Consider the following 26168-nt stretch of genomic DNA (forward strand, 5'->3'; position numbering starts at 1 on the left):
AGGCGCGCAGGCGCCGGGGGCGCCACCCCGGAGTCCGGCGCGCGCCCCGACCGGGGGAGACTTGTGCCCATGCACCGCACCTCCACTCCGCAGCCCCCCGCCACCCCCGCGCCGACCGGCACCGTCCTGCTCCGCGGCGGCGCCGTCTACAGCCCCGCCGACCCCTTCGCGACCGCGATGGTCGTGGACGGCGGCACCGTCGCGTGGGTCGGTTCCGAAGGGGCCGCGGACTCCTTCGCGGACGGCGTGGACCGTGTCGTCCGGCTCGAAGGGGCGCTGGTCACCCCGGCCTTCACCGACGCGCACGTGCACACCACCGCCACCGGCTTCGCCCTCACCGGCCTCGACCTGTCCGGCGCCGCGTCGCTGGCCGACGCGCTGACCCGTACGGCCGCGTACGCCGCCGAGCGGCCCGCCGACCGCGTGCTGCTCGGCCACGGCTGGGACGAGAGCCGGTGGCCCGAGCGGCGCACACCGACCCGCGCGGAGCTGGATGAGGCGGTCGGCGGACGACCCCTCTACCTGACCCGTACGGACGTCCACTCGGCCGCCGTCAGCACCGCGCTGCTCGACCTGGTGCCCGGCGTCCGGGACGAGCCCGGCTTCGACCCGCAGGCGCCGCTGACCCGCGACGCGCACCACGCGGTACGCCGCGCCGCGTACGCCGCCGTCACCCCCGCCCAGCGCGCCGCCGCCCAGCGCGCCGCGCTGCTGCACGCCGCGGAACAGGGCATCGGCGCGCTGCACGAGTGCGCGGGCCCCGACATCTCCTCCGAGGACGACCTCACCGGCCTCCTCGCGCTGGCCGCCGCCGACGCCGGGCCGCGGGTCTTCGGCTACTGGGCACAGGCCGCGTCCGCCCCCGCCGACCTCGACCGGGTCAGGGACCTCGGCGCGATCGGCGCGGGCGGCGACCTCTTCGTGGACGGCTCGATCGGCTCCCACACCGCCTGCCTGCACGCCCCGTACGCCGACGCGCCGCACACCGGCGTCAGCTACCTGGACGCCGAGACCATCGCCCGCCACCTCACCCTCTGCACGGAAGCGGGCCTCCAGGCCGGTTTCCACGCCATCGGGGACGCGGCGATCGGCGCGGTCGTCGACGGCGTACGGGCCGCCGCCGCGGCCGTCGGCCTGGAACGCGTCAGGGCCCTGCGGCACCGCGTGGAGCACGCCGAACTGATGACCCCCGACACCATCGCGGCCTTCGCCGAATTCGGCCTCGTGGCCTCCGTGCAGCCCGCCTTCGACGCGGCCTGGGGCGGTGAGGACGGCATGTACGCCGACCGGCTCGGCGCCGACCGGGCCCGCGACCTCAACCCCTTCGCCGCCATGACCCGTGCCGGGGTGCCGCTGGTCCTCGGCTCCGACAGCCCCGTCACCCCGCTCGACCCCTGGGGCGCCGTCCGCGCCGCCGCCTTCCACCGCACCCCCGAGCACCGCGTCTCGGCTCGCGCCGCCTTCAACGCCCACACCCGTGGCGGCTGGCGCGCCATCGGGCGGGACGACACCGGCGTCCTGGTCCCCGGCGCCCCCGCCGACTACGCCGTCTGGGACAGCGGCGACCTCGTCGTCCAGGCCCCCGACGAACGCGTCGCCAACTGGTCCACCGACCCGCGCTCCGGCACCCCGGGCCTGCCCGATCTCACCCCCGGACGCCCGCTTCCGTCCGCCCTGCGCACCGTCGTCGGCGGCCGTACCGTCTTCGAGCGGCCGAACGGGTGAGCATCGCTCGGCACATGCGGCCGAACGGTGTGCCCTCGGCCTGTCGCGGCGTGTCGCAGGGCCCCGCACTGACCTGCTGATTTGGCGAAACCCCGCAGGTCAAGGGGGTGTTGACAGCCGATGGTCGGAGGCGAGTAGGTTCGGCCAAGTCCACCACAGGACGTCGGACCGGGGGCCCTCCGCGGTTCTGTCGACCGCCGCTGGGCCATGGGGCGCCGCGCCGCACGTGCACGCCGCCACTGGCAGCCAGGTCCAGCGTCAGCGGCGCCGGAACGCGTACGCGCCCCGGTCGGCAGGTGTGACCCGGGAAGGGCCCGGACGCCCAGTAGACAACGGCCTTGGTACTGACCCGCAGCCAGCGGGTCCCAGGTCGGCCCGAAGGGCGTCCGGGCCCGTTCCGTTGCCCTCCCGCAGCCTGGGGGTCCCCCCGGACGGAGTCTGGGGGAGGGTCCCGCGTCGGCCCGAAGGGCGTCCGGGCCCGTTCCGTTGCCTTCCCGCAGTCTGGGGGAGGGTCCCGCGTCGGCCCGATGGGCGCCTGGGCCCGTTCCGCTGCCCTTCCGCTCCCTGTTCCGCGGCCTGGGGGTCCCCAGACTTCGTCCGGGGGTGCCCCCAGGCGGGTGGGGCGGGGTACCGTCGCCTTCATCACCACTTCACCTGCAAGAAAGGCCGCGACGTGCGCCCGCGACCCGACACCGTTTCCGCGGCGACCGCGGTTGAGCCGTTGACGGAGCCGTCAGCGGCGCCAGGGGTTGGGGCGGAGGGGAAGGCGTCGCGCCGCGAGCGGTTCGCGGCGGCGGCGCGGGCGGCCGCGCCCAGGTCGGCGGTGGCCGCGGTGAGCGGCTGCGCGCTGGCGCTGGCTTTTCCGCCGTACGGGGTGTGGCCGCTGTCGGTGGTGGCGGTGGCGGCCCTGGCACTGGTGCTCGAGGGCAGGACGGTGCGCCAGGCGGCCTGGCTGGGCTTCGCCTTCGCGTTCCCCTTCTTCCTGTGGCTCCTGGTGTGGCTGCGCTCGGTGATCTGGCTGGCCGTACCGCTGCTGTCGGCGGTCGAGGCGGCGTATCTCGTGCTGATGGCCGCGCTGATCGTGCTCGCCCGGCGGCTGCCCGGCTGGCCGCTGTGGACCGCGTGCCTGTGGGTCGCACAGGAGCTGGTACGCGACCGGCTGCCGTTCGGCGGCTTCCCGTGGGGGCGCCTGGCGTTCGCCAACACCGCCTCCCCGTACACCCCGCTCGCCGCGCTCGGCGGCGCCCCGCTGGTGACCTTCGCGGTGGCGCTCAGCGGCACGCTGCTGGCCGCGGCGGCCCTGGCCGGGTACCGGGCGTACAAAGCCCGCCGAGCCGCCGTCCTGCCGGGCGTGACCGCCGTGGCCCTGTCGGTGGCCGTCCTGCTGTCCGGCCTGTTCGTGCCGGTGCACACCAATGCCGTCGGCCACGTGCGCGTCGCCGTCGTCCAGGGCAATGTGCAGCAGCCCGGCATGCACTTCCTCGGCCGCCCGATGCAGATCCTCAACAACCACGTACAGGCCACCCTCAAGCTCGCCGCCGACATCGAGGCGGGCAAGGTGCCCAAGCCCGACATCGTGCTGTGGCCGGAGAACTCCTCCGACCTGGACCCCTTCACGTACCCGGAGGCGTACGACAAGATCACCGAGGCCGTGAAGGCGGTGGGCGTGCCGGTGCTGGTCGGCGCCCTGGTCGACGGCCCGGACGAGGACCACGTGCAGAACGAGGGCATCGTGTGGGACCCGGTCACCGGCCCCGGCGCCCACTACACCAAGCAGCACCCGGTGCCGTTCGGCGAGTACGTGCCCTTCCGCAAGGCGCTGACCAAGGTCGTCCCGATGCTCAACCAGATCCCGCGGGACTTCTACCCCGGCAAGGGCACCGGCGTGATGCGGATCGGCCCGGCCGAACTCGGCGACGTGATCTGCTTCGAGGTCGCCTACGACGGCATCGTGCGCGACACGGTGAAAGCCGGGGCGCGCGCCCTGGTCGTCCAGACCAACAACGCCACCTACGGCCGCACCGGCCAGCCCGAACAGCAGCTCGCCATGTCCCGGCTGCGCGCCGTCGAGCACGGCCGCGCCATCGTCACCGCCGCGACCAGCGGAATCAGTGCGATCGTCGCTCCTGATGGCAAGATCGAACAGCAGAGCGCGGAGTTCACCCAGCAGGTGCTGAGTGCCGACATCCCGCTGCGCGACGAGATCACTCTCGCCGACCGCGTCGGTACGTTTCCTGAGTGGTCACTCGCTATTGTTGGGCTCCTGTCCTGTGCGGTCGCCTTCGCGCTCGGCAGGCGCGACCGCACACGCATGGGCATGGCAAAGGGGCAGTAGTGAACGACGGCGAGCAGCGGAGCTTCGGGCCGCTCGGCAAGGTTCTGGTCATCATCCCGACCTACAACGAGGCCGAGAACATCAAGCCGATCGTGCAGCGGGTGCGCACGTCGGTACCCGACGCCCACATCCTCGTCGCCGACGACAACAGCCCGGACGGCACCGGGAAGCTCGCCGACGAGCTGGCGGGCGCCGACGAGCAGGTCCACGTCCTGCACCGGCAGGGCAAGGAGGGCCTGGGCGCGGCGTACCTCGCCGGCTTCCAGTGGGGCATCGACCACGGCTACGGCGTCCTGGTCGAGATGGACGCGGACGGCTCCCACCAGCCGGAGGAACTGCCCCGGCTGCTGACCGCGCTCAAGAGCGCGGACCTGGTGCTCGGTTCGCGCTGGATCCCGGGCGGACGGGTCGTCAACTGGCCGAAGTCCCGCGAGTATCTGTCGCGCGGCGGCAGCACCTACTCCCGGCTCCTGCTGGACGTCCCGATCCGTGACGTGACCGGCGGCTACCGCGCCTTCCGCAAGGAGACCCTGGAAGGTCTCGGCATGGCCGAGATCGCCTCCGCCGGCTACTGCTTCCAGGTGGACCTCGCCTGGCGCGCGGTCAAGGGCGGCTTCCACGTGGTCGAGGTGCCGATCACCTTCGTCGAACGCGAGCGCGGCGACAGCAAGATGAGCCGCAACATCGTGGTCGAGGCGCTGTGGCGGGTCACCGCGTGGGGCGTGGGCTCCCGGGCGGGCAAGATCGTCGGCCGCAAGCCGTAAGGCCGCCCACGGCCCCCTGAGCCCCTTCGTGGGGCATGCGGGGGCGGGGCGCGCGGACGTGCGCACGGGCGTCCGCGGGAATCCCCCGCGGAAGCCGAAGAGGGAAGCGTCCACCGATCCGGTCTTTACCTGATCTTTGGCACACTTGAGCTATGACGATGAGCACTCCGCCCTCTGTCCGTCCGCAGCAGCCCGGCCCGCGGCGACGGCGCCGTTCGCGCGTCCGCACCATCCTGCCGCTGGCTGTCGCGGCCTGGGCGGTGCTGGAGATCTGGCTGCTCGTCGTGGTGGCGGGGGCGACCAGCGGGCTGACGGTCTTCCTGCTGATCGTCGCCGGGCTGATACTGGGCGCGAGCGCGGTCAAGCGGGCCGGGCGCAGCGCGTGGCGGAATCTGACCGCGCAGGTGCAGGCCGCCCAGGCGCAGGCCGCGCGGGACCCGAACGCGGCCCCGACCCCGCCCGCCGAGAGCAAGGGGCGCAACGGACTGGCGATGCTCGGCGGCCTGCTGCTGATCATCCCCGGCTTCCTCTCCGACGCCGTGGCGCTGTTCCTGCTCTTCCCGCCGACCCGCAGGCTCATCGGCAAGGGCGTCGACCGGCTCAACGCCCGCGCCCTCGCGGCGCGGCCCGCCGCCGGGGAGCCCGGCTCCGTCGGCGACCTCTTCCAGCAGGCGCGGGACGCCAACGAGCAGATCCGGATCCACAAGCCCGACGGCAAGGTCATCCAGGGCGAGGTCGTCGACCACCGGGACTGATCACGCGCGCGGGTCCGGCGGTCCGCGCCCCGCGGATCTCGGGATCAGCGCCGCGCCACGCAAAAACCCGCCGGGGGCGGAGCAGGTGCTCCGCCCCCGGCGGGGAAGTGTCGGGGGGCCTTGGTCCCCGGGGAGGTGATCCCTGGGGCGCCCCCATGGGTGAGCCCGCGCTGTCAGGCGCTCTTGCGGTTGTCGCGCGGATGCACGGCGATGTTCATCGCTCCGGAGCGCAGGACGGCCAGCCGTTCGGCCAGCACCTCCTCCAGCTCCTCGAGCGTGCGCCGCTCCATCAGCATGTCCCAGTGCGTGCGCGCGGGCTTGGTCGTCTTCTCCTCCGGGCCCTCTCCGTCCACCAGCAGGGCGGTCTGGCCGCAGGCGCGGCACTCCCACTCCGGCGGAATCTCGGCCTCAACCGAGAACGGCATCTCAAATCGATGTCCGTTCCGGCATGCGTACTCAACGGTCTGGCGCGGGGCCAGATCGATACCGCGGTCGGTCTCGTAGCTGGTGGCCCCGAGTCGCGTGCCGCGGAGAGCTCGCTCACTCATGAATCGTGCCTCCCGGGCTTGGTCGCCCACAGGACAGGTGTCGCTGTCGTCGTCATCCGGTCAACGTCCGGTCGGCGGTGAAGATTCCCGTTTAGGGAGATGCGTCGCCCGTCGTGTCGCCCCTGTTTGTACCCACCGGTGCCCGGTTTGTCACATCTGAGCGGAGATGTCACCCGGTGTCGTCATATCTTTTGCGTGCAGTAACGGTCAAGCTGCTGGGCCAACCGCGTACACTACCGGTCCGCACCGCCTCCGGCTAAATCGGATCGACCGCAGCGCGTTCGGGCGCGTCCCGACGAATCACCGCAGAAGCGGGCATTACGTCCGGGGTCGAGCCCGCGTCAGCACCCGAATTCGTATCCGAATTCACCTCCCCGTCCCTGGTCGCGTCCGTGGCCCGGTCCCTGTTCGCGTCCCTGACCACGCCCGGACCCGGCGCTCCCTCCGGTTCCGCGAAGACCCGCAGGAAGAACTGCGCGAGCGGGCCGATGGCCAGTGCGTAGAGCACCGTACCGACCCCCACGCCGCCGCCCAGCGCGAAACCGGCGGCCAGCACGGTCACCTCGATGCCCGTACGCACCAGCCGTACGGAACGGCCGGTCCTGCGGTGCAGGCCGGTCATCAGGCCGTCGCGCGGTCCGGGGCCGAAACGGGCGGTGATGTAGAGGCCGGTCGCCAGGCCGTTGAGCGCCACCCCGGCCACCAGCAGCGGGACGCGTACGGCCAGGGCCTCCACGTGCGGCACCAGGCGGCAGGTCCCGTCCATCGCCAGGCCCACGACGAAGACGTTGGAGACCGTGCCGAGGCCGGGGCGCTGCCGGATCGGCCACCACAGGAGGAGAACGGCCGCGCCGACGACAATGGAGACGACGCCGATGCTCAGTCCGGTCAGCCGAGACAGCCCCTGATGGAAGACGTCCCACGGGTCCAGGCCGAGCGCGGCGAGGATCATCAGCGCTGAGCTGGCCCCGTACAGGACCAGCCCGACGTAGAGACGGACGAGGCGGCGGTACGGGACCGGCGAGAGCGACGGGTGCGGGAACGACGAGAACAACGGAACCCCCCTGGCGGACGTGTTGGCGCGCATGCCACTCTGTGGCCTGTAAGTGCTTCGGATCCACGGCCAATCTGTGGAAGGTGGACTGATTTCTGTGTCCCAGTGGACTGCGACGGTCGGCGCCGCGCACCTCGCCCGGCTTCTCGAACCGCGCCCGCGAAGCGGCCGCGGCGCCGGAGCGGCGGCGGGCCACGGGCGGAAACTGCCCGCCTACCGGGGGCTGGCCGACGGGATCAGGCTGCTGGTGCTCGAAGGCCGGGTACAGGTCGCCGCGCGGCTGCCCGCGGAACGGGAACTGGCTCTCGCGCTCGGCGTCAGCCGGACCACCGTCGCCGCCGCCTACGAGGCGCTGCGCGCCGAGGGATTCGCCCGCTCGCGGCGCGGCGCCGGAAGCTGGACCGCGATCCCCGACGGCCATGTGCTGCCCTCGCGCAGCCTGGAGCCGCTGCCGCCGGACGCCGCCGGGTCCGTGATCGACCTCGGCTGCGCCTCGCTGCCCGCGCCCGAGCCGTGGCTGACCCGCGCGATGGAGGGCGCGCTCGCCGAACTGCCCGCCTACGCCGCCACGCACGGCGACTTCCCCGCGGGGCTGCCGGTGCTGCGCGAGGCCATCGCCGACCGCTACACCGCGCGCGGTGTGCCCACCATGCCGGAGCAGATCATGGTGACCACCGGGGCGATGGGCGCCATCGCGGCGGCGGCCCGGCGGCTGGTCGGCTTCGGCGAACGGGTCGCCGTCGAGTCGCCCAGTTACGCCAATGTGCTGGAGCTCTTCCGCGAGACCGGCTCCCGGCTCGTGCCGGTCACGCTCCGCGAGGGGCTCGGCGGCTGGGACATGGACGCCTGGCGGCGCGTGCTGCGGGACGCCGCGCCGCGCATGGCGTACGTCATGCCGGACTTCCACAACCCGACCGGCAGTCTCATCGGGGAGGACCAGCGGCGCGACCTGGTCGAGGCCGCGCGCGCGGCGGGCACCGTCGTCGTGGCCGACGAGACGATGGCCGAACTCGTGCTGGACGGTGAGGAGTCGGGGGTGCGGCCGATGGCCGCCTTCGACCGCGGCGGCACCGTCATGACCGTGGGCTCCGCCAGCAAGGCGGTCTGGGCGGGGCTGCGGATCGGCTGGGTCCGCACCACCCCGGACGTCGTACGCCGCCTGGTCTCGGCCCGCGCCTACCTCGACATCGGCTCGCCCGTCGTCGACCAGCTCGCCGTCGCCTGGCTGCTGCGCGGCGGCGGCTGGGACCTGGCCCTCGCGGCTCGCCGCGAGCGGGCCCGCGAGTGTCGCGACGACCTCGTCGCCGCCTTGCGTGAGCACACTCCCGACTGGGACTTCGCGGTGCCCCGCGGCGGTATGACCATGTGGGTCCACACCGGTGACGTGTCCGGCTCGCGGCTGGCCGTCGCCGGTGAACGGCTCGGTGTCCGCGTGCCGTCCGGGCCGCGCTTCGGCGTCGACGGCGCCTTTGAGCCGTACATCCGGCTTCCCTTCACCGTCAGCGGGGCCGCCGCCGTTGAGGCTGCCGCCCGGCTTGCCCAAGCCGCCCACGTCGTCCGCTCCGGCGGCGCCGCCGACGGCGAAACCACCGGCCTCTTCGTGGCCTAGGGCCTCCGGCCCGGCTCCTCGTTCCCTGCCCTTGCGCAGGGCCCGCCTTGGGGGGCGCCCCCCTTGCGATGCCCTTGCGCAGGGCCGCTCTTTCAGGGGCGCGGGGAACTGCGCGCCCAGCCACGACGGGCTGTCAGCCCGGACACGACAGCGAATGCCCCGCCGGGGCCGGTTCTCACAGCTCGCCGCCGCGACGGCTGGTCGCGCAGTTCCCCGCGCCCCTACGGGGCACGTCCCGACGTACGGACAGCGGGCCGCGGCGCGGCCAAGAAAAGCGGCTCACCGTCTCGCGCGGCGGGGCGTAGAGGGGGCTAGCCGAGTTCCAGGTCGGCGACGGTGCGGACGACGGCGTCCTTGCGGAGGGCGACGGGGGCCGGTTCGAGGACGGCGGGAGAGGACTCCTCGGGCTCGGGGACCTCGACGGAGTCGGAGTCGGCCTCGGCCTCGGAGGTGGTGGGGAGGAGGCCGAGGACGGCGTCGCGGTGCGATTGGGCGCACTCGTCGTCGTAGGGGTCGGGAGTGGAGGGCACCTGGAGGCGCAGGACGGGCCCGGTGCCGAGCCGGGCGTACCCGCGGCCGGGGGGAACGTCGGCGGCCGGGGTGGTGCGCTGCGGGGCGCCGAGAACGGCCTCGACGTGCTCGGGGGCGAGCGGCCCGAGGACGACCCGGGCCCGGGTCTGGGCGATCACGACGGGCGCCAGCGCCTCCGTGGCGTCGAGCTGGTCGGCGACGGCGACGGCGACATTGGCCGCGCGCCCGTGCCGCAGCGGGACGTCGAGGAGGGTCTGCGGATCGGGCCGCCCCTCGGCGAGGGCGAGCTGGGTCAGCGCGGTGGGCCGGTCCACCAGGATCCACAGCGGACGGCGTACGTCCTCGGAGACCGGATCGCCGTTCTGCCGCGCCCGGTTGACGGCGATGAGCCGCCGTTCCGTCTCGTGCGCGGCCCACTCGAGGGTGGCGGAGGCGCCGGACAGGCCGCCCTCCACGGCGAGGACGCCGGGCCGCCCGATCAGCGACGCGTACTCACCGGTGCCGCTGCCGTCCACGACCACCACGTCACCGTGGACCAGCGCCTGGAGCGCGATGGACCGCAGCAGGCTGGTGGTGCCGGTGCCGGGCTGGCCGAGCGCCAGCAGGTGCGGCTCGGTGGAGCGGGGGCCGGTGCGCCAGACGACCGGCGGGGCGTCCCTGGTGCCCTCGCCGCCGGTCACCGGCACCGTCCGCTGGACGGCACCGGCGTCGGTGAAGCCGAGGACCGTCTCGCCGGGCGAGGTGATGAAGCGCTGCGCGACGATGTCGGTCGGCAGCGGCGCCAGCGCGGTGAGGGTGAGGTGGTTCTCCTCCTCGTTCCAGTCGAAGCGGTACTCCCGGCCCCGGCCCGCCTTGGCGTGCAGAAGCTGCTCCACCCGGGCGCGCGACTCGGCCTCGCCGTCGGTGAAGTACGCCGGGTAGCGCAGGTGCAGCCGGGCGAGCCGACCGCCCTGGAACTCGTACTCGCTGAACACCTTCTCCCAGCTTCCCTCGTGCGCGTACAGCGGCGCGGGGTCCCCGGCGTCCGACAGGTACGGCACCAGCGCCTCGTACAGCGCCTGGAGCCGGCCGGTCTCGGCCTCGCTCGGGCCCGCCGGGGCGGCGGGGGTGCGGTCGCGGCCCATCCACGCGGCGGACGCCATGATCGCGCCGATCGCCAGCAGCGGGCCGTACGGCATCATCACGACGACGACCACGCCCGCGGCGGCCAGCAGCAGCGCGGGGCCGCGGCGGTCCTTGGGGGTGCGGCCCCACCAGCCGCCCGCCCACAGCACCTGCTTGCGCATGCCGCGGGCGATGGTGATGACCGGATGGAGCACGTCGGTGGCGCTGTCTGCCGCGGTGCGCGCCAGATCGCGCCCGCGGACGAGCGCGGGTCGGCTGGTCAGAATGCTGGGAAGGGGACGCCTGGCCACGGGGTGCTCCATGGGTGGTTCGGGTTCGGGCTTCGGGTGCGGGAAGGGCCGCGTGGGGAAGGGCGGCGCCCTGAGGGTGCGGCGGGGGGACGGGCGGCGGCCGGAATGGACACGGGCCCGGAGCGGACGACCGCGCCGGGCCCGTACTGGAGTGGCCGCCCGCCGGCGACGGCCAGGTCCCGGGCCGGGGCCCTAGACCTTGATCCCGCCCAGCAGGCTGGCCAGGCTCGCGCCGCCCGCCTTGATGCTCGGGGCGATGGCCGTGCCCGCGAGGTAGAAGCCGAAGAGGGCGCAGACGAGGCCGTGGGACACCTTCAGCCCGTCCTTGCGGAAGAACAGGAAGCAGATGACGCCGAGAAGGACGACGCCGGAGATCGACAGGATCATTGGGCTTTCTCCTGGGTGATGGGGACGGTCACCATGAGTTCTTCCAGGCTCACAAAAAGTAATAGATCACGCACGGTGGCAAATGAGTGATTTGTAGCGAATTTCCACCATGTGGGGGAGGCGGCGAACGGTGCCCGGCGCGAGCATTGCCCGCCAGGACCGGTTCATGTGCCCACCGCGCCCCCCGCCCCGCTCCTGGCGCAGCGAAGTCGCCCGAACGGGTGACGGCGGTGCAGGATGGCCGGTGTGCAGCTCACCCCGATCACCTGGTCACGGCTGGCCGACACCCTCGCCGAGCGGATCGCGGACGCGACCGCGGGGGTGAGCGCGGACGGGCAGGGGCCCTGGTGGCGGGTGGCCGTCGACGGCGCGGACGCCGCCCGCCCCGGCGATCTGGCGGACGCCGTCGCCGCCGCGCTGCCCGCTCTCGGCCGCCGCGCGCTCCGGGTGCGCGCCGCCGACTTCCTGCGGCCCGCGTCCCTGCGCTACGAGTACGGCCACCAGGACGCCGACGCGTACTACCAGCTCTGGCTGGACACCGGCGCGCTGCGCCGCGAAGTGCTCGACCCGCTCGGCACCGACGGCTCGGGCCGCGTCCTGCCGACACTGTGGGACGCCGCCACCGACCGCGCCACGCGCGCCGACTACGTGCGCCTGCCGCCCGGCGGCGTCCTCGTACTCGACGGGCCGCTGCTCCTCGGGCAGGGGCTGCCGTTCGATCTGACGGTCCATCTGCGGCTGTCCCCGGCCGCGCTGGAGCGGCGCACGGCGCAGGCCGACCGGTGGACGCTGCCCGCATTCGACCGTTACGACCGGGAGGCGATGCCGGAACAGACCGCCGATGTCCTGGTACGTGCCGACGACCCGCGACACCCCGCCTGGACAGGCTGAACGACCCTCGCGCGTAAGCCCGTTGACCTCCCGGCCGCCGCCGGTCCGGCCTCGCCTTGCCGTGGGACCGCGCACCCCGCTAGCGTCCCCATCCACCATGACTGTCGCCATCGCGCCGCTGACCACCGAGCACATACCCCAGGCCGTGCAGCGCTACGACCGCTGGTTCGCGCGCGCCCGCCGCCCGCCGTCGCAACGCTCGTGGCTCGCCGACGGCCCCGTGCGCGGTGAGGAACTGCTGGGCAAGCTGATCGGCGTTCCGGGTCTCGAGGCCGCCCGCGCGCTCGACGGCGACGGCGGCCTGATCGGACACCTCGCCGCCGTCCCGGTGGACCTCACCCAGGACGACCCGGCGGGGCTGCGCAGCCACCCGCACTCCGCGCTGGTCCCGCACGGCGGTCACGCGCTGCCCGGCGGACGCGAATCGGAGGTGCTGCGCGCGCTGTACGCCCGCGTCGCGGCCCGGCTCGTCGCGGAGCGACGGCTGGTCCACTACGTCGACGTGCCTGCGGGGGAGACCGCCACCCTGCCCTGGGCGGACCTCGGCTTCGGCCGCGAATTGGTGCACGGTCTGATGGCGGTCAAGGCGCGCGGGCGCCAGCCGCGCGGCGTCGAAGGGCTCGGCATCCGGCGCGCGGGCGTCGGCGACCTGCCGCAGATCGGCCGGATGGCCGCCGAGTCCTCGCGCAGGCAGCGCGAGTCCGCGGTGTTCCAGCCCCAGCCGGAACGCGCGCTCGCCGCCCTGCGGGTCTACTACGCCGACGCGCTCGGCGACCCGCGCAGCGGCGCCTGGATCGCCTCCCGCAGGGGCGAGGAGATCGGCATGGTGCTGCTGGTCCCCGCCACGCCCGACCCGGTGATCCCCGAGTCCTGCGTGGAGCTGGCCGAGGCGTACGTCGAACCCTCCGCGCGCGGCGAGGGCGTCAGCCGCGTCCTGCTCGCCACCGCGCTGGCCTGGGCGTACGACCACGGCCACCGCTACATGTCGGCCCGCTGGCACTCCGCCTCACCGCTGGCCGCGGGGCACTGGCCCGCGGTCGGCTTCCGGCCGGTCGCGTACCGGCTCAGCCGGTCGCTCGACGGCCGGATCGGCGGCTCGCCCGGCAGCTACTGATATCCCCAAGTAGCGTATTAAATCGGGCATTTAGGCGTGATGTGGCTCACTCGGCCGGTCCGCAGTGAGCGGCATCACCTCGGGAACACGGTCCGATTCCCCCGATGTACCCACTGTTCCCGATCCGGGCGGTTTGTCACCAGGAATCGGTCACGGAGGCACGGACGGTGAGCGGCCCGCACACGCAGCGGTGACGGCGGACGACCGGGAGTGACCGCGCCCCGAGCGGTGCGCCCGACGACGATCACGGTTGGTTGCCCGCCGCTCGGCCGGTCGTTTAGCTTCGCCTCCTGCGGGCCGGATGCCCGCGAATTGCGAATGTCCGTCGGGCGGAACGCCGAATCCTGCCGCCGCCCGGTTTCCTGGATCTTTGATCACACACGGCAGGGGCGGGGGACCCAGGTAAGTCGCCGTCCAGCAGTACCGGACGGCTCGGGGTGAAGTCGCGGCGCCTTGCGTACACGCAACGGCATTTCCACGTGACCGGGCATCTCCTGCCCGAACCCGACAGCTCACCTCGTAGGCGTAGGAGAGGAAATCCCCCATGCCCGCAAAGGGACAGCACCGCAAGACCCGTATGAGCCGCCTCACCCGCATCTGCATCGCCGCGGGCACGGGTGGCGTGGCCATCGCCCTGCCGCTGGTCGGCGCGGGCATCGCCTCGGCGGCCGAGCCCGCCCACAGCGCCCCCGCCACCGCCTCGCACACCTCCGCCGTCAAGGCGGCGACCGTGGCGGACAAGAGCGCCGCGCCCAAGGCTGCCAAGGCCACCAAGTACTCCGTGGTCAGCGGTGACTCGCTGTCGAAGATCGCCGACAGCCACCACGTCAACGGCGGCTGGCAGCAGCTCTACTCCGACAACAAGTCGGTCGTGGGCTCCAACCCGAACCTGATCTACCCGGGCCAGCACCTCACGCTGAACGGCGCCTCCGCCGAGAAGCCCGCCACCGCGCAGAAGTCCGCCCCGGCGCCGAAGAAGTCGGCCCCGGCCCCCGCCAAGAAGGCGACCCCGGCGCCCGCCGAGACCACCGCCCCGTCGAAGTCGTCCGACACGACGACCACGACCACCAAGTCCGCCGACACCACCGCCGCCAGCTCCTCCGGCTACACCAAGCCGGTCGGGGACGCGGCGATCGGTACCCAGTACCACGCCTCCGGCGCCAACTGGTCCAGCGGCTACCACACCGGTGTGGACTTCCTGGTCGGCTCCGGCACCAGCGTGAAGTCGGTCGCCGCGGGCACCGTCGTCTCCGCGGGCTGGGACGGCGCCTACGGCAACGACGTGATCGTCAAGCACGCCGACGGCAAGTACACGCTGTACGGCCACCTGACCCAGGCGCTCGTCTCGGCCGGGCAGACCGTCACCGAGGGCCAGCAGATCGGCGTCTCCGGCGCGACCGGCAACGTGACCGGCCCGCACCTGCACTTCGAGGTCCGCACGACCCCGGACTACGGCTCCGACATCGACCCGGTCGCCTACCTGGCCTCCCACGGCGTCACCGTTTCCTGACCCACCCGCTCCACAGCCGCTGTGGCGGCTCCTCGCGGCATCCGTGCCCGCCCGGTTCCTCACCACCGGGCGGGCACAGCCGCGTGACGGGCCGCGAGTCCACGTGGTCACGCGGTGACGTGGTCACGCGGTGACGTGGTCACGCGGTGACGTCGTTACGCGGTCATGTCGTTACGCGCTCACGTGTCCGGGAACAGCGCGGCCAGCTCGCCGCGCGAGACCACACCGAGCTTCGGATACGCCTTGTAGAGGTGGTGGCCGACCGTGCGCGGGCTGAGGAAGAGCTGCGCGGCGATGTCCCGGTTGGTCAGCCCGAGCGCGGCCAGCCGGACGATCTGCGACTCCTGCGGCGTCAGCCCCGCCTCGTCCGCGACCGACCTGACCGTGTCCTGACCCACCGTCACCGACGCTCCCGACGCGCCCAGTTCACTGCGCGCCCGGTCCGCCCACGGGCGCGCGCCGAGCCGTTCGAAGGTCTCCAGCGCGGCCCGCAGGTGTCCGCGCGCCTCGCTCTTGCGACGGGCCCTGCGCAGCCACTCGCCGTACAGCAGCGCCGTACGCGCCGACTCCAACACCCTTCGGTGCGGGTCGTGACGGGCCAGCGCCTCGATGAAGTACGCCTCCGCGTCGGCGTCCTTGGCCCGCAGCGCCCGGCAGCGCGCCACCAGCGCCCGCGCCCAGTCCTGCCCGGAACGCGTGGCCCACGCCTCGAACCTGGCCAGGGGCTCGTCCGCCCGCTCCGGCACGCCCAGCCGCACCGCCGCCTCCACCAGGTCGGGGACGCCGCGCGTCGCGGAGATGTGGTGCCGTACGGTCGGCTCGGTCAGCAGCGACAGCCGGTCGAGCGCGAACTGCGTACGGCCCAGGCCCAGTTCGAGCAGCCCTTGCGACCAGTACGCCCACGGCGCGCCCGGCGCCATCGCCCTGCCCGCGCCGCCCGCCAGGGCCTCGTCCACCAGACGGCGGCACTCGTCCCCGTCCCCGCGCAGCGCCGCGACATGCGCCAGCGCACTGCTCAACTGGCTGACCCACTGCCGCTGTCCGGTGTCCCGTGAGATCCGCAGCCCCTCGGACGCCGTGGCGACGGCCTCGTCGAGGCGGCCGTCGAACAACTCCGCCTCCGCGCGGAAGAACATCAGTGTCGTCAGCCTGCCGACACCGCCGCTCTCGCGGCTCTCCGCCGCCAGCGTCGTCGCCAGGTCGTACGCCGCCGCGTCCTGCCCGAGCGCCAGGCCCACCCCGCACAGCATCACCAGGTCCCGAGGATCGACCCGGCCGCCGCGCGCGGCCCGTGACGCCGCCGCGGCCTCGGCCACGTCGGGCGGCCCGGCCGCCGCGCTGCCTGGCCCGATCGCCCGCACCAGGAACTCCGCCACCGGCCGGATCGGCGCCCACGGCGGCAGCTCCAGCGCCGCCAGCCGCCCCAACGTCCCCGCCACCTCGTCGTCGCCGAGGTACCAGGCCGTATGCGTCGCCTGCACCAGCATCCGCGCCGCCGCCGCCGAATCCGCCTCCGCCAGCAAATCCGCCGCTTCCAAAAGGAGTTGATGCGCCGCGCCGAAATCCCCCTCCCAGAAGTCCGCGAGCGCCCGCACATAGAGCGCTCTGCCGCGCACGGCGGACAACGGATTCGCCGCGCCCCGCGCCGCGGTGGACCCGGCTTCGGTGGGCGCCGGGCCGCCCGGCCCGGACGGGTGCGGCGGAACGGGCCCACCAACGCCGCCGGTGTCGGCGGTGGACGCCGGATCGCCGGGTGCGGGGCCGCCCGGTCCGGACGAGCCGGGCGGAGCGCTCTGCCCGGCGGCGGCGTCGACAGCGGAAGTCGATCCGGCGGGTGCCTGACCGCCCGGCGTGGACGCGCGCGGTGAAGTGCCCGGCTCCGCGTGGGCCGTTGGGGCCGACGACGGCTCCGCGCCGCCTCGTACGGCCGCTGCTTCCGCCTCGGTCTCGGCGGCGCGGGTCGCCTGGTCGGCGAAGGCGCGGGCGCGGGGGATGTCGCCCGCTTCGGAGGCGGATTCGGCGGCGAGGAGGAGGCGTTCGACGCGGGCGACGGGGTCGGTGCTGAGGCGGGCGGCGCGTTCGTAGGCGGCGGAGGCCGCCGCGTGGCCGCTGCGTTCGCGGGCGCGGCCCGCGGTCCGCTGGAGGGCGGTGGCCACGGCTTCGTCGGGGCCGGTGGCCGCGGCGGCCAGGTGCCAGGCGCGGTGGTCGGGGTCGCGTACCGGGTCGGCGGCCTCGGCGAGGGCGCGGTGCGCGGCGAGACGGTCGGGGAGGGCGGCACGCTGATGGATCGCGGCGCGGACCAGCGGGTGCCGGAAGCGCAGCATGTCCTCGTCGTCCACGTAGACCAGGTTCGCCTCCTCCGCGGGCGGCAGGTCGTCGACGCCGACGCCCAGCACCGCCGCCGCGCGTACCAGGATGTCGGGGTCGCCGGTGTGGTCGGCCGCGGCCACCAGCAACAGCGTCTGCGTGCCGGGCGGCAGGTGGCTGACCTGGCCGTGGAAGGCCATCTGGAGGCGCGTGGTCAGCGGCAGCCCGCCGCCGGCCGCGGCGGAACCGCCCGCGCCCCGCGCGTCGGCTGACGGTCCGAGCGGGAGTTCCAGCAGCGCCAGCGGATTGCCCCGCGCCTCGGAGAGCACGCGGGTGCGTACGGTGTCGGCCGGTGCGCCGCCGCGGTCGGCGAGCAGCGCCCGCGCCGCGTCCTCGGGCAGCGGGCCGAGCCGCAGTTCGGGCAGGCCGGGCGCGGTGAACGACCCGGCGCCGTCACGTACGGCGAAGACCATCGCCACGCCCTCGGCGTCGAGCCGTCGCGCCGCGAAGACCAGCGCGTCGGTGGACGCCCGGTCCAGCCACTGCGCGTCGTCCACGACACACAGCAGCGGCCCCTCGCCCGCGTGGTCCGACAGCAGCGACAGCACGGCCAGGCCGACGAACATCGGCTCGCTCGCGGCGTCGGCCGCCAGGCCGAACGCGGCCCGCAGCGCCCGCCGTTGCGGCACGGGCAGCGCGTCCAGCGAACCCATCGCCCTGCGCAGCAGCAACTGAAGCCCCGCGTAGGGGAGTTCGGCCTCGAATTCCACGCCGGAGCTGCGGACGACCGTCAGGTCGCCCGCCGCCGCCACGGTCTGCTCCAGCAGCGCGGTCTTGCCGATCCCGGCGTCACCGCGCACCACGAGCGCTCCGCTGCGGCCCTCCCTCGCCCCCGCCAGCAGTTCTTCCAGCGCGGCCGTCTCCGTGTCCCGTCCGTACAACATGCCGGGCACGCTAACCGATCACGGGCCGGGAGTCCGCCTCCCTCCCCGCGGGCCCCCGCGCGGACTCCATGCCGAGGCCGCGTCTGATCGCGGTCTCGACCGGCGAGTAGCCGCCGTCGGCCCGCTCCAGTTCGTACGGCGCCGCGGGCAGGAGCGGCGGCTGGGCCATGAAACGCGGACGGCTGCCGTGGTGCGGCTGGGCGGCGTGCACGAGGAACGGGTGGCAGAGGTAGACGTCGCCGGGGGAGCCGGTGGCGAGGGCGAGCGGGCGGTGTTCCGTGGCCGCCGCGATCTGCTCGGAGACCGCCAGGATCGAGGCGCCGGCCTCGCCGTACGGGGCGAGCACCGCGGGCACGTCCAGGTGGGAGCCGACGCGGATCCGGGTCGGCGCGTTCTCCTCGTCCACCTCGGTGAACAGGAACAGCATGAGCAGCGCGCGGTCGCGGGAGCGGACGTTGGCGAAGTACCACTGCTCGCCGGGGACTTCGTAGCTGCCTTCGATGTGCCAGCCCGCGTCGTCCGGCTCGTCCGGGTGCGGGAAGCGCAGCGGGAAGGAGCCGAGGGAGTACCGCGGCGACCAGCGTCCGGCGCCGACAAGACGGTCGAACGCGGCGTGCAGGACGGGGGTGTTGGCGGCCTCGGCGAACGGCGGCTGGGCCATGCCGCCCACCCAGTGCACCGGTTGTGTCCAGGTCGCGGGGTCGGCGGGGTCGCAGCCGGTCTCCTTCCACAGGAGATCGGCGCAGGCGCGGGCGGTCGGGGCGGGTACCGCGCCCTCGATCCTCACGAAGCCGTCCCTGAGGAAGGCCCGCTCCCACGCGTCGTCGGCGTGGCTGTCCGTGGCGTCGTCCATCCCCCGATCATCACGTCGCGCGATGTGCGACGGCCACCGGATTTTCTCCGGGTGCGGGTGCGGGTGCGGGTGCGGGTGCGGGTGCGGGCACCGGCGCGGGCTCGTGCCCGGTCCCGGTCCGGGTCCGGGTCCCGGCCGGCTCAGACCTCGCCGGGCACCGTGCTCCGGATCTGCCGCAGGAAGGCGTTGTTGTCCGGGGTCTGCCGGATCTTGTCCAGCAGGACTTCGAGGCCGGACTGGGTGCCGCGCCCTTGCAGGACCCGGCGCAGGCCGCGTACGACCGCCAGTTCGGGGCCGGGCAGCAGCAGTTCCTCGCGGCGGGTGCCGGAGATGCCGACGTCCACGGCCGGGAAGATCCGCCGCTCGGCGAGGGAGCGGTCCAGGTGCAGCTCCATGTTGCCGGTGCTCTTCAGCTCTTCGTAGTAGTAGTCGTCGGCGCGCGACCCGGTGTCCACCAGCGCGGTGGCCAGGATGGTCAGCGACCCGCCCTCCTCGGCGAGCCGGGCGGCGCCGAAGAACTGCTTGGGGCCGATCAGCGCGGCGGCGTCCACACCGCCGGTCAGCGTGCGGCCGCCGGTGGAGGCGGCCGAGTTGTGCGCCCGGCACAGCCGGGTCAGCGAGTCGAGCAGGACCACCACGTCCTGGCCCTGTTCCACCAGCCGCTTCGCCCGCTCGACGGCGAGTTCCGCGACCGCGATGTGCTGCTTGGCCGGACGGTCGAAGGTCGAGGCGATCACCTCGCCGCGCACGGTTCTGCGCATCTCGGTGACTTCCTCCGGGCGTTCGTCCAGCAGCACCACCATCAGGTGGCACTCGGGGTGGTTCTCGGCGACGGCCGTCGCGATGCTCTGGAGCAGCATCGTCTTTCCGGCCTTGGGCGGGGCCACGAGCAGGCCGCGCTGCCCCTTGCCGACCGGGGTCACCAGGTCCATCACCCGTCCGGCGAGCGCGCCGGTGCCGGTCAGCGCCGGGCTCTCCAGCCGCAGCCGCTGCCGGGGGTGAAGGGGCGTCAGGTCCCTGAAGTGCGGTCGTCCGCGCAGGTGTTCGGCCGGGACGCCGTTGACCAGGTCGACGCCGCCCAACGTGCCGGGCTTTCCGCCGAGGGTGCCCTCAACGAGGTCGCCGTTCCTGAGTCCGGCCTGCCGGATCTGGGCCTGCGGTACGTGTACGTCGTCGGGTGTCGGCAGCAGCCCGGCGGATCGGAGGCGGCCCTGGCCGCCGTGGATGTCGAGTACGCCCGCCACCCGAACCGGCGTTTCCTGCCGGACGGGAGGGCGTTCAAGGATGTCAGTCATGGGAGTCGTCCTTTCTCGGACGAGAGGAAAGTCGTGTGCGCGGCAGGTCGCCGTGCGAGTACGGGGTGCGGCGGGTCTGGCGTGTGATGCGTCAAACGGGCATGCCGGAAAGGGATTTCGGCGTGAGCGGGCACAACACGCTCCACGTACCGCGGAGATCACCACAGGGCCGTCGTGCGACCGTCAGGTGATTCGAGAACTCCGTGGGGACCGGGACCAGAGCCATGGGGCCTGGGGCGCGTCACCGCGAGGAGCTGTCATTCAGAACGAGCACCGGCGCCGCAAGAAGGGGCGCAGACATGTGCTGCACACAGACCATAACACGGCGGGGTCGGCGGATGTTCCCGAACCCGTATCCCGGGGCGGGAACCCGCCGCTCAGTCGACCGCGATCCCGTGCTCCCCGACCAGCGCCACCAGCCCGCCCGAGCCCGCGTAGCCCTTGCCGCCCGCCACGAAGCGCCAGTCGGCGCCCGTACCGCTCCTGCGGAAGGAGCCGAGCACCAGCGCCGTCTCGCCGGGCCTGCCGTCGGAGACCTCGAGGCGGTCGGCCTCGGCTCCGCTGGGGTCGGTGAGCCTGATCCGGGCGTCGGTGAATCCGGTCAGATCGGCGTCCGGATCGGCCTCCGGGTCGACGGCGGCGACCAGCACCACCCGGTCCGCGCGGGCGGGCAGCCGGTCGAAGCTCACCCAGATCGCGGCCTTGTCCCCGCCGAGCGCGGGCATTATCCGCACACTGCCGTCGGGCGTGCGCGGATTGTTGAAGAAGACGAAGTGGTCGTCGTCCAGCACCCGGCCGCCCCGGCACACCAGCGCGCAGACGTCGAGCCGCACACCGCCCGCCCACCACATGCCGAGCACGCTCGCCTCGGAGTCGGCGTCCGCGTCGGCGTCGATACCGGGCAGCACCGTCGAGACCAGCGTCGGGGTGCGCTCGACGGTGCCGGGGGCGGGGCCCAGACGGCCGCCGAGCCCGTTGCTGTGCAGCAGGTCCACCAGGTCCGGGCCCGACACCAGCGTCAGCGGCTTGCCGTTGGCGAAGGCGTGCGAGGTCGGCCCGAAACCGGAGGTGGTGATCAGCACGCCCTTGTTGGCGCCGACGCTCTGCACCGTGCCGAACAGGTCGCGTACGGCGCTCGGCGAAACCGTGTTGCGGTAGCGCTTGACCTGCACCACGATCTTGCCGCCGCGTATCGGGTCCGGGTCCAGCGCGTCCACGTCCACACCGCCGTCGCCGGAGCGCACCGTCGTGACCGCGTTCATCCCCATCGCCCGGAACAGCCGCGCGACCAGCTCCTCGAACTCCAGCGGGTCCATGGCCAGCAGGTCGGGCTCCTCCTCGCCGCCGTGCGAGACCATCGTGCGGCCCGCCTCGCCCGGCAGCCGGATGGGCTCGACGGCCGCGCGCTTGTCCGGGCGGGGGGAGAGCCGGCCGTCCAGCGCCTCGGTGAAGCAGTCGACCGCGTTGACCCGGTCGAGGTTGACCGCCGCGAAGGCGGCGTCCGACACCAGCGCGGAGGCGACGACGGTCTTCGTACGGTGGCCGGTGGCCGGGTCGGTGTCGTCCACGAAGCCGTTGAGCACCACGGAGTCCAGGACGTCGTGCGCGTCGGCGCCGAACAGCTCGCGCAGCACGAGCAGCAGGCACTGGGCCAGGACGTCCCGGTAGGCGGCGCGGCGCTCCGCGACCGGGCGCGCCACCTCCTTGTCCCGGTCGGCGCCCGGCATGTACCGCACCAGCGACGCCTCGGGCACCACGGAGAAGGCGGGCAGCTCCCAGTCGAGCACGAGCTGCCGGTCGGCCCGGTCGTAGGACGCCGAGACCTGCCGGGGCAGGCCGTGCGGCCACGCGGCGGAGGCGTAGAGGGCCGCCGTCAGATAGTCCTCGACCGCCTCGGGGTCCCCGTCGCGCAGCGCGGCGACGGATGTCTCGACCTCGGCGTTCTGCCGCCGGATCTCCGCCAGCCGCTGATCGGCCCACTGCCGGTACTGCCGCTGGTAGTCGGCGAGTTGGCGCTGCCGCAACGCCTCGGTGGCCTGCGCGGCCCGCAGGTCGTTCTCGTACAGCGTGCGGGCCCGCTCGCGCTCGTGCCGTGCCGCGCCCCAACCGCCGCCCTGCCGGGGCGTGTACGCGTTCGGGTCGGGCATCGGGATCGGCTCGGCGAGCCGTCCGGGGGCGAACGGCTCGACCACCTCGGGCGTCAGCAGTGCCGCGGGGGTGAAGACGGGCGCCGCGCAGCCGGCCGCCAACAGGCCCTGGAGCTCGGCGAACCGGCGCTCCAGGTCGTCGGTCCGCTGCCGCGCGTCGGCCTCCCGGCTCGCGCGGTACGCGGCCTGCTGCTCACGGCTGCGCCGGGAGGCGGCCCGCTCCGCCGCGCGCTGCTGCCGCTCGGTCTCCCGCCGCGCCTGCAACCAGGCGCGCTGCTGGGCCTCTTGCTGCCGCTGGCGCTGCCGCTGGACCTCGGCCCAGGTGGATACGGGACCGGAAGTACGGCGGCTCATGCGGGTACGGCTCCCTCTCGGCGCGGCGCTGCGGACACCGTGCGTGCCCCCTGCCCGGCAACTGAGAGTACGCCCCTGGCCAGCGCGTCGTCACCGCTTCCGGCCCACAGCGTGGCCCGAGTCGGCGCTCCTCGCTCAGCGCGCCTTCGCCGCGGACCGGCGGCGCAGCACGACCACCGAGCCCGCCGCGCCCAGCGCCAGCGCGCCGCCCACGTACCAGGTGGTCGGTGACGACGACGCGGCGTCCGCGGTGCTGGGCGCCTGCGGCGCGGGGGCGGGCTTCGGCTCCTGCCGCGCGGGCTCCTGGGCGGGCTGCCGCGCGGGCCGCTCGGCCTCCTGTGAGGCGTGCGCGGAATCGTCGTGGTAGGCGGTCGTCGCCGTGTTCAGCGTGCCGACCGACGAGGTGCGGCCCGCGGCCGAGAAGCCCCAGTCCAGCAGCGCGCCCGCCTCGTGGTAGACCGCCTGCGGCAGCCCGGACTGCGGATTCATCACGGTCGCGATCAGCGTGCGGTCCCCGCGCTTGGCGGCGGCGACCAGGGTGTTGCCCGCGTTGGTGGTGTAGCCGTTCTTCACACCGATCACGCCGGGGTAGCGCTTGACGCCGTCGGCGCCGGTGAGCAGCCGGTTGGTGTTCTGGATGCCGAACGACTTCACGTACTTGCCGTGCGCGTCGTAGCCGCCGGGGAACTGCGCCCACCGGGTGGAGGCGTACGTCGCGAAGTCCGGCATGGCCAGGCCCGCGCGGGCGATGACGGCCAGGTCGTAGGCCGAGGAGACCTGGCCCGGCATGTCGTAGCCGTCGGGGGAGACCACATGGGTGTCGTCCGCGCCCAGCATCTCGGCCTTGGCCTGCATCTGGCTGACGGTCAGCGGCACCGAGCCGTTCATGTGCGCCAGGACGTGCACGGCGTCGTTGCCCGAGCTGAGGAAGACACCGCGCCACAGGTCGGCGACGGTGTACGTCTGCCGGGCCTGGATACCGACCAGGCTGCTGCCCGCGCCGATCCCCGTGAGGTCGGAGTCGGTGACGCGGTGGGTGGCGTCGCCGGGGAAGCGCGGCAGCACGGTGACCGCGAACAGCGTCTTCAGGGTGCTGGCGGGCGGCAGCCTGCGGTGCGGGTCCTTGGCGGCCAGCACCTGGCCGGTGCGCGCGTCGGAGACCGTCCACGACAGCGCGGACAGCCCGGACGGCAGCCGCGGCGACCCGGCGTGCGGCTGCACCAGCACCCCGTGCCCGGCGAGCAGCGGACCGCCGGCGACCACCGTCGCGGCGCCGGGGCCCGACGAGCCGCGCCCGCCGTCCGCGGGAAGGGCCGCCGCGGAGGCGGTCGCGGCGGCGGACACGGTGGCCAGCGCGGCCGCGGCGGCGAGGCAGCAGCCGACGGCCAGACACCTGGCGGCGGCCACCGAGGCCGCGACGGCGGGGGCGGCGGTCTTACGAGGACGGTCGTGGCGGCACGACGAGGCGCGGAAGACGTTCATGCCGTCACCGTAGGAACGCCGCGGCCGGGTCGGCGCGGCGACGTGACCCATAAGGATGAGACACCGCCGCCACCGGCGTGACGCCCGGGGGCCGACCGGCTGACGGCCGCTCACCGATCGGCGACCGAATCCGACGCGCCGTCACATCCCCGGTCCCCGAAGCCCGCTGATCACTCGTCGGACAGCGCCGCGAGCCCCGCCTCGATCGCGGCCTCGTCCAGCGGCGTGGGCGTGGCCTTCATGACGGCCGCCGACACCGGGTCCACCACGCCGCCGAGACCGCGGTCGAGCGCGGCCTTCAGATAGCGGACGGCGTCCAGCACGTTCCCCGCGGCGCTCGGCGAGTCGTCGACCTCCATCCGCAGGTCGATCTCCAGCGGTGTGCCGCCGAAGCCCTCCGCCTCGACCCGGATGAAGGCCACCTTCCGGTCGGCGAGGAACGGGATGAAGTCGGCGCCCACGTGCGACGGCGCCGCCTCGCCCGAACCCCCGTACATCCCCTGCGTCTTGGTGGCCTTCTTGCTCGCCATCCGCTCCGCGTCCTGCATGTTCAGGAAGTCCATGTTCCCGCCGCCGAGCAGTTGGTACGTGCTTCGCAGCCGTACGCCGTTGCGCGTCAGCACGTCCACCAGCGCGCGGTGCACGAGCGTCGCGCCGAACTGGCTCTTCAGGTCGTCACCGGCCAGCGGCAGCCCCGCCTCGGCGAACCGGCCCGCCCACCGCGGGGAGCGGGCGATCACCGACGGGATGCAGTTGAGGAAGGCGCACCCGGCGCGCAGCGCGGCCCGCGCGTACAGCTCGGACGCGGCCTGGCTGCCGACCGGCAGGAAATTCACCAGGACGTGCGTGCCGCTGTCCCGCAGCCGCCGCGCGATGTCGTCGACGGTGGCCGTACCGCGCGCGTCGACCTGGTCGGCGGCGCTGCGCCCGACGCCGTCGCTCAGCGCGCCCTCGGTCACCTCCACGCCGAGGTGCGGCACCTTCGCGAAGGCCCGCGCGTTGTTCGGCGGCGCCCAGATCGCCTCGGACAGGTCGCGGCCGGTCTTGGCCGTGTGGACGTCGAAGGCGGCGGTGAACCGCACGTCGGAGACGGCGTAGCCCGCGCACACCGGGTGGGTCAGGCCCGCCGGGCCCGCTTCCGGGCCGTCGCCGCCCCCGGCCGCGGACGCGTAGAACTCCACGCCCTGGACCAGGGAGGAGGCGCAGTTCCCCACGCCTATGACGCCGACGTTGACGGTCCTCATGCGCGCTCCGGGTCGAGAGGTTCGGTGCGGGGTTCGATGTGGACGAGGAAGTCGGCGAAACCGTGGACGCCGGGGCGGGCGTCGACCGCGGTCAGCGCCGCGCGCAGGGCGCGCAGGTGGCCCACGTCCATCTGGAGCGGCGGCTCGTCCGGCTGGTGGGTGGTGCCGCGGGGGTAGTCGTCGCCGGGCGTGGTGGTCATCTCGATGTGACAGCCGAGCAGATGGGTGACCGGGTGCCGCTCGCAGAAGGCCAGCAGCCGGTCCACGGTCGCGGTGTAGGCGGCCGGGTCGCGGACGTAGAGATGACCGGGGTAGAGGGTGTCGCCGGTGAACAGGATTCCGGTGCGCCGGTCGTGGAAGACGGTGGCGGCGGCCTCGTGCCCGGGGCCCGGCAGCACGTCGAGGACCCGGCCGCCGAGGTCGAACGTGGCGGTGCCCCGCGGCCAGTCCCGCAGCCCGTAGAAGGCGGTCACCGCGTCGAGATCCGGACCGACCACGACGGTACGGGGCCGGTCGGCGAACTGGGCGTCGCCCGCGATGTGGTCGCCGTGGCCGTGGGTGTGCGCCACCACCAGCTCGTACGCGTCCGGCTCTGTGCCCGGCTGGAGGGCCAGCCACGCCTCGATCGCCGCGTCCACGGTGCGGCGCAGCGGGAAGTGGCGGGCGTCGGCGGTGGCGCCGGTGTCCAGCAGCAGGGCGCGCTCGGCGCCGAGGAGCAGGAAGAGGAAGGGCGCCTCGAAGTGCACCGACATGTTCTGCCGCAGGATCAGGGTGTGTTCGTCGTACGCGTGCACCTGGATCTCCGGCGCCGGGTCGTGCTTGGCCGACGGCCACCCCGCGTGCCAGCGGACATCGAGGTCGCCGGAGACCGGTTCGATGATCTGTTCGCTCACCCGGTGACCCT

19 protein-coding genes and 1 riboswitch are annotated in these 26168 nt (G+C 73.9%); of the genes, 8 read left to right on the top strand and 11 right to left on the bottom strand.

Going from position 1 to position 26168, the window contains the following annotated elements:
* Nucleotides 1–69: 69 nt before the first annotated feature.
* The 4 genes from ACFZAM_RS30740 to fxsA all read left to right on the top strand — a co-directional run bounded on the left by ACFZAM_RS30740 (nucleotide 70) and on the right by fxsA (nucleotide 5579).
* Complete coding sequence (locus ACFZAM_RS30740) at nucleotides 70–1725, top strand: amidohydrolase family protein (protein ID WP_391050634.1); 1656 nt, start codon at nucleotides 70–72, stop codon at nucleotides 1723–1725.
* Nucleotides 1726–2446: 721 nt separating this feature from the next.
* Entirely contained in the window at nucleotides 2447–4060 is a 1614-nt protein-coding gene (lnt, locus tag ACFZAM_RS30745; protein WP_391050636.1) for an apolipoprotein N-acyltransferase, read from the top strand.
* A complete protein-coding gene (locus tag ACFZAM_RS30750) occupies nucleotides 4060–4824 on the top strand; it encodes a glycosyltransferase (RefSeq protein ID WP_391050638.1) in 765 nt (254 codons plus the stop codon). The genes lnt and ACFZAM_RS30750 overlap by 1 nt, the downstream gene beginning before the upstream one ends.
* A 152-nt stretch (nucleotides 4825–4976) precedes the next feature.
* Nucleotides 4977–5579 (top strand): FxsA family membrane protein, encoded by a 603-nt coding sequence (gene fxsA / locus ACFZAM_RS30755; RefSeq protein WP_391050640.1) that lies wholly within the window; start codon nucleotides 4977–4979, stop codon nucleotides 5577–5579.
* Between the two features lie 173 nt (nucleotides 5580–5752).
* On the opposite strand, the gene ACFZAM_RS30760 is transcribed toward fxsA, so the two are convergent.
* The gene (locus ACFZAM_RS30760) at nucleotides 5753–6127 is read right to left on the bottom strand and encodes an RNA polymerase-binding protein RbpA (RefSeq protein ID WP_093713023.1); all 375 of its coding nucleotides are present in this window, start codon (nucleotides 6125–6127) and stop codon (nucleotides 5753–5755) included.
* A gap of 256 nt (nucleotides 6128–6383) precedes the next feature.
* The gene (locus ACFZAM_RS30765; RefSeq protein WP_391050642.1) at nucleotides 6384–7214 is read right to left on the bottom strand and encodes a YitT family protein; all 831 of its coding nucleotides are present in this window, start codon (nucleotides 7212–7214) and stop codon (nucleotides 6384–6386) included.
* Between the two features lie 64 nt (nucleotides 7215–7278).
* Here ACFZAM_RS30765 and ACFZAM_RS30770 point away from each other — a divergent pair, with 64 nt between their 5' ends.
* The gene (locus tag ACFZAM_RS30770) at nucleotides 7279–8790 is read left to right on the top strand and encodes a PLP-dependent aminotransferase family protein (protein ID WP_355347155.1); all 1512 of its coding nucleotides are present in this window, start codon (nucleotides 7279–7281) and stop codon (nucleotides 8788–8790) included.
* 311 nt (nucleotides 8791–9101) lie between these two features.
* On the opposite strand, the gene ACFZAM_RS30775 is transcribed toward ACFZAM_RS30770, so the two are convergent.
* Together ACFZAM_RS30775 and ACFZAM_RS30780 are read right to left on the bottom strand one after the other, a co-directional pair.
* Complete coding sequence (locus ACFZAM_RS30775) at nucleotides 9102–10736, bottom strand: hypothetical protein (RefSeq protein ID WP_391050644.1); 1635 nt, start codon at nucleotides 10734–10736, stop codon at nucleotides 9102–9104.
* Between the two features lie 192 nt (nucleotides 10737–10928).
* Complete coding sequence (locus ACFZAM_RS30780) at nucleotides 10929–11123, bottom strand: hypothetical protein (RefSeq protein WP_188279792.1); 195 nt, start codon at nucleotides 11121–11123, stop codon at nucleotides 10929–10931.
* Nucleotides 11124–11369: 246 nt separating this feature from the next.
* On the opposite strand from ACFZAM_RS30780, the gene ACFZAM_RS30785 reads away from it, so the two are divergent.
* The 3 genes from ACFZAM_RS30785 (at nucleotide 11370) to ACFZAM_RS30795 (ending at nucleotide 14638) form a co-directional block, all read left to right on the top strand.
* Nucleotides 11370–12014: a uridine kinase gene (locus ACFZAM_RS30785; RefSeq protein WP_391050647.1), complete on the top strand. Its 645-nt coding sequence runs from the start codon at nucleotides 11370–11372 to the stop codon at nucleotides 12012–12014.
* 97 nt (nucleotides 12015–12111) lie between these two features.
* Nucleotides 12112–13128 (top strand): GNAT family N-acetyltransferase, encoded by a 1017-nt coding sequence (locus ACFZAM_RS30790; protein ID WP_391050649.1) that lies wholly within the window; start codon nucleotides 12112–12114, stop codon nucleotides 13126–13128.
* Nucleotides 13129–13453: 325 nt separating this feature from the next.
* Nucleotides 13454–13669, top strand: a riboswitch (cyclic di-AMP (ydaO/yuaA leader).
* Nucleotides 13670–13672: 3 nt separating this feature from the next.
* Nucleotides 13673–14638, top strand: coding sequence for a peptidoglycan DD-metalloendopeptidase family protein (locus ACFZAM_RS30795; protein WP_391050651.1), 966 nt, complete (start codon nucleotides 13673–13675; stop codon nucleotides 14636–14638).
* Between the two features lie 179 nt (nucleotides 14639–14817).
* On the opposite strand, the gene ACFZAM_RS30800 is transcribed toward ACFZAM_RS30795, so the two are convergent.
* The 7 genes from ACFZAM_RS30800 to ACFZAM_RS30830 all read right to left on the bottom strand — a co-directional run bounded on the left by ACFZAM_RS30800 (nucleotide 14818) and on the right by ACFZAM_RS30830 (nucleotide 26157).
* A complete protein-coding gene (locus ACFZAM_RS30800) occupies nucleotides 14818–17889 on the bottom strand; it encodes an AAA family ATPase (protein WP_391050653.1) in 3072 nt (1023 codons plus the stop codon).
* 10 nt (nucleotides 17890–17899) lie between these two features.
* The gene (locus ACFZAM_RS30805; RefSeq protein WP_391050655.1) at nucleotides 17900–18742 is read right to left on the bottom strand and encodes a phytanoyl-CoA dioxygenase family protein; all 843 of its coding nucleotides are present in this window, start codon (nucleotides 18740–18742) and stop codon (nucleotides 17900–17902) included.
* 140 nt (nucleotides 18743–18882) lie between these two features.
* A complete protein-coding gene (gene rho / locus ACFZAM_RS30810) occupies nucleotides 18883–20037 on the bottom strand; it encodes a transcription termination factor Rho (RefSeq protein ID WP_355347174.1) in 1155 nt (384 codons plus the stop codon).
* Between the two features lie 377 nt (nucleotides 20038–20414).
* On the bottom strand, nucleotides 20415–22538 hold the full coding sequence (locus tag ACFZAM_RS30815) for a restriction endonuclease (protein ID WP_391050657.1): 2124 nt from the start codon (nucleotides 22536–22538) through the stop codon (nucleotides 20415–20417).
* 135 nt (nucleotides 22539–22673) lie between these two features.
* On the bottom strand, nucleotides 22674–24020 hold the full coding sequence (locus ACFZAM_RS30820; RefSeq protein WP_391050659.1) for a D-alanyl-D-alanine carboxypeptidase family protein: 1347 nt from the start codon (nucleotides 24018–24020) through the stop codon (nucleotides 22674–22676).
* Between the two features lie 170 nt (nucleotides 24021–24190).
* Nucleotides 24191–25264, bottom strand: coding sequence for an inositol-3-phosphate synthase (locus ACFZAM_RS30825; protein WP_391050661.1), 1074 nt, complete (start codon nucleotides 25262–25264; stop codon nucleotides 24191–24193).
* Nucleotides 25261–26157, bottom strand: a complete 897-nt coding sequence (locus ACFZAM_RS30830) for an MBL fold metallo-hydrolase (RefSeq protein ID WP_355347186.1) — start codon at nucleotides 26155–26157, stop codon at nucleotides 25261–25263. The genes ACFZAM_RS30825 and ACFZAM_RS30830 overlap by 4 nt, the downstream gene beginning before the upstream one ends.
* Between the last annotated feature and the right edge of the window lie 11 nt (nucleotides 26158–26168).

The sequence above is a fragment of the Streptomyces sp. NPDC008079 genome (genome assembly GCF_042957385.1).
GTDB lineage: Bacteria > Actinomycetota > Actinomycetes > Streptomycetales > Streptomycetaceae > Actinacidiphila.

Excerpts from the sequence above, each read along its gene's own strand:
- ACFZAM_RS30740 (WP_391050634.1), top strand. The coding sequence starts at position 70 with ATGCACCGCACCTCCACTCCGCAGCCCCCCGCCACCCCCGCGCCGACC.
- fxsA (WP_391050640.1), top strand. The coding sequence starts at position 4,977 with ATGACGATGAGCACTCCGCCCTCTGTCCGTCCGCAGCAGCCCGGCCCG.
- ACFZAM_RS30760 (WP_093713023.1), bottom strand. The coding sequence starts at position 6,127 with ATGAGTGAGCGAGCTCTCCGCGGCACGCGACTCGGGGCCACCAGCTAC.
- ACFZAM_RS30765 (WP_391050642.1), bottom strand. The coding sequence starts at position 7,214 with ATGCGCGCCAACACGTCCGCCAGGGGGGTTCCGTTGTTCTCGTCGTTC.
- ACFZAM_RS30780 (WP_188279792.1), bottom strand. The coding sequence starts at position 11,123 with ATGATCCTGTCGATCTCCGGCGTCGTCCTTCTCGGCGTCATCTGCTTC.
- ACFZAM_RS30790 (WP_391050649.1), top strand. The coding sequence starts at position 12,112 with ATGACTGTCGCCATCGCGCCGCTGACCACCGAGCACATACCCCAGGCC.
- ACFZAM_RS30795 (WP_391050651.1), top strand. The coding sequence starts at position 13,673 with ATGCCCGCAAAGGGACAGCACCGCAAGACCCGTATGAGCCGCCTCACC.
- ACFZAM_RS30800 (WP_391050653.1), bottom strand. The coding sequence starts at position 17,889 with ATGTTGTACGGACGGGACACGGAGACGGCCGCGCTGGAAGAACTGCTG.
- ACFZAM_RS30805 (WP_391050655.1), bottom strand. The coding sequence starts at position 18,742 with ATGGACGACGCCACGGACAGCCACGCCGACGACGCGTGGGAGCGGGCC.
- rho (WP_355347174.1), bottom strand. The coding sequence starts at position 20,037 with ATGACTGACATCCTTGAACGCCCTCCCGTCCGGCAGGAAACGCCGGTT.
- ACFZAM_RS30815 (WP_391050657.1), bottom strand. The coding sequence starts at position 22,538 with ATGAGCCGCCGTACTTCCGGTCCCGTATCCACCTGGGCCGAGGTCCAG.
- ACFZAM_RS30820 (WP_391050659.1), bottom strand. The coding sequence starts at position 24,020 with ATGAACGTCTTCCGCGCCTCGTCGTGCCGCCACGACCGTCCTCGTAAG.
- ACFZAM_RS30825 (WP_391050661.1), bottom strand. The coding sequence starts at position 25,264 with ATGAGGACCGTCAACGTCGGCGTCATAGGCGTGGGGAACTGCGCCTCC.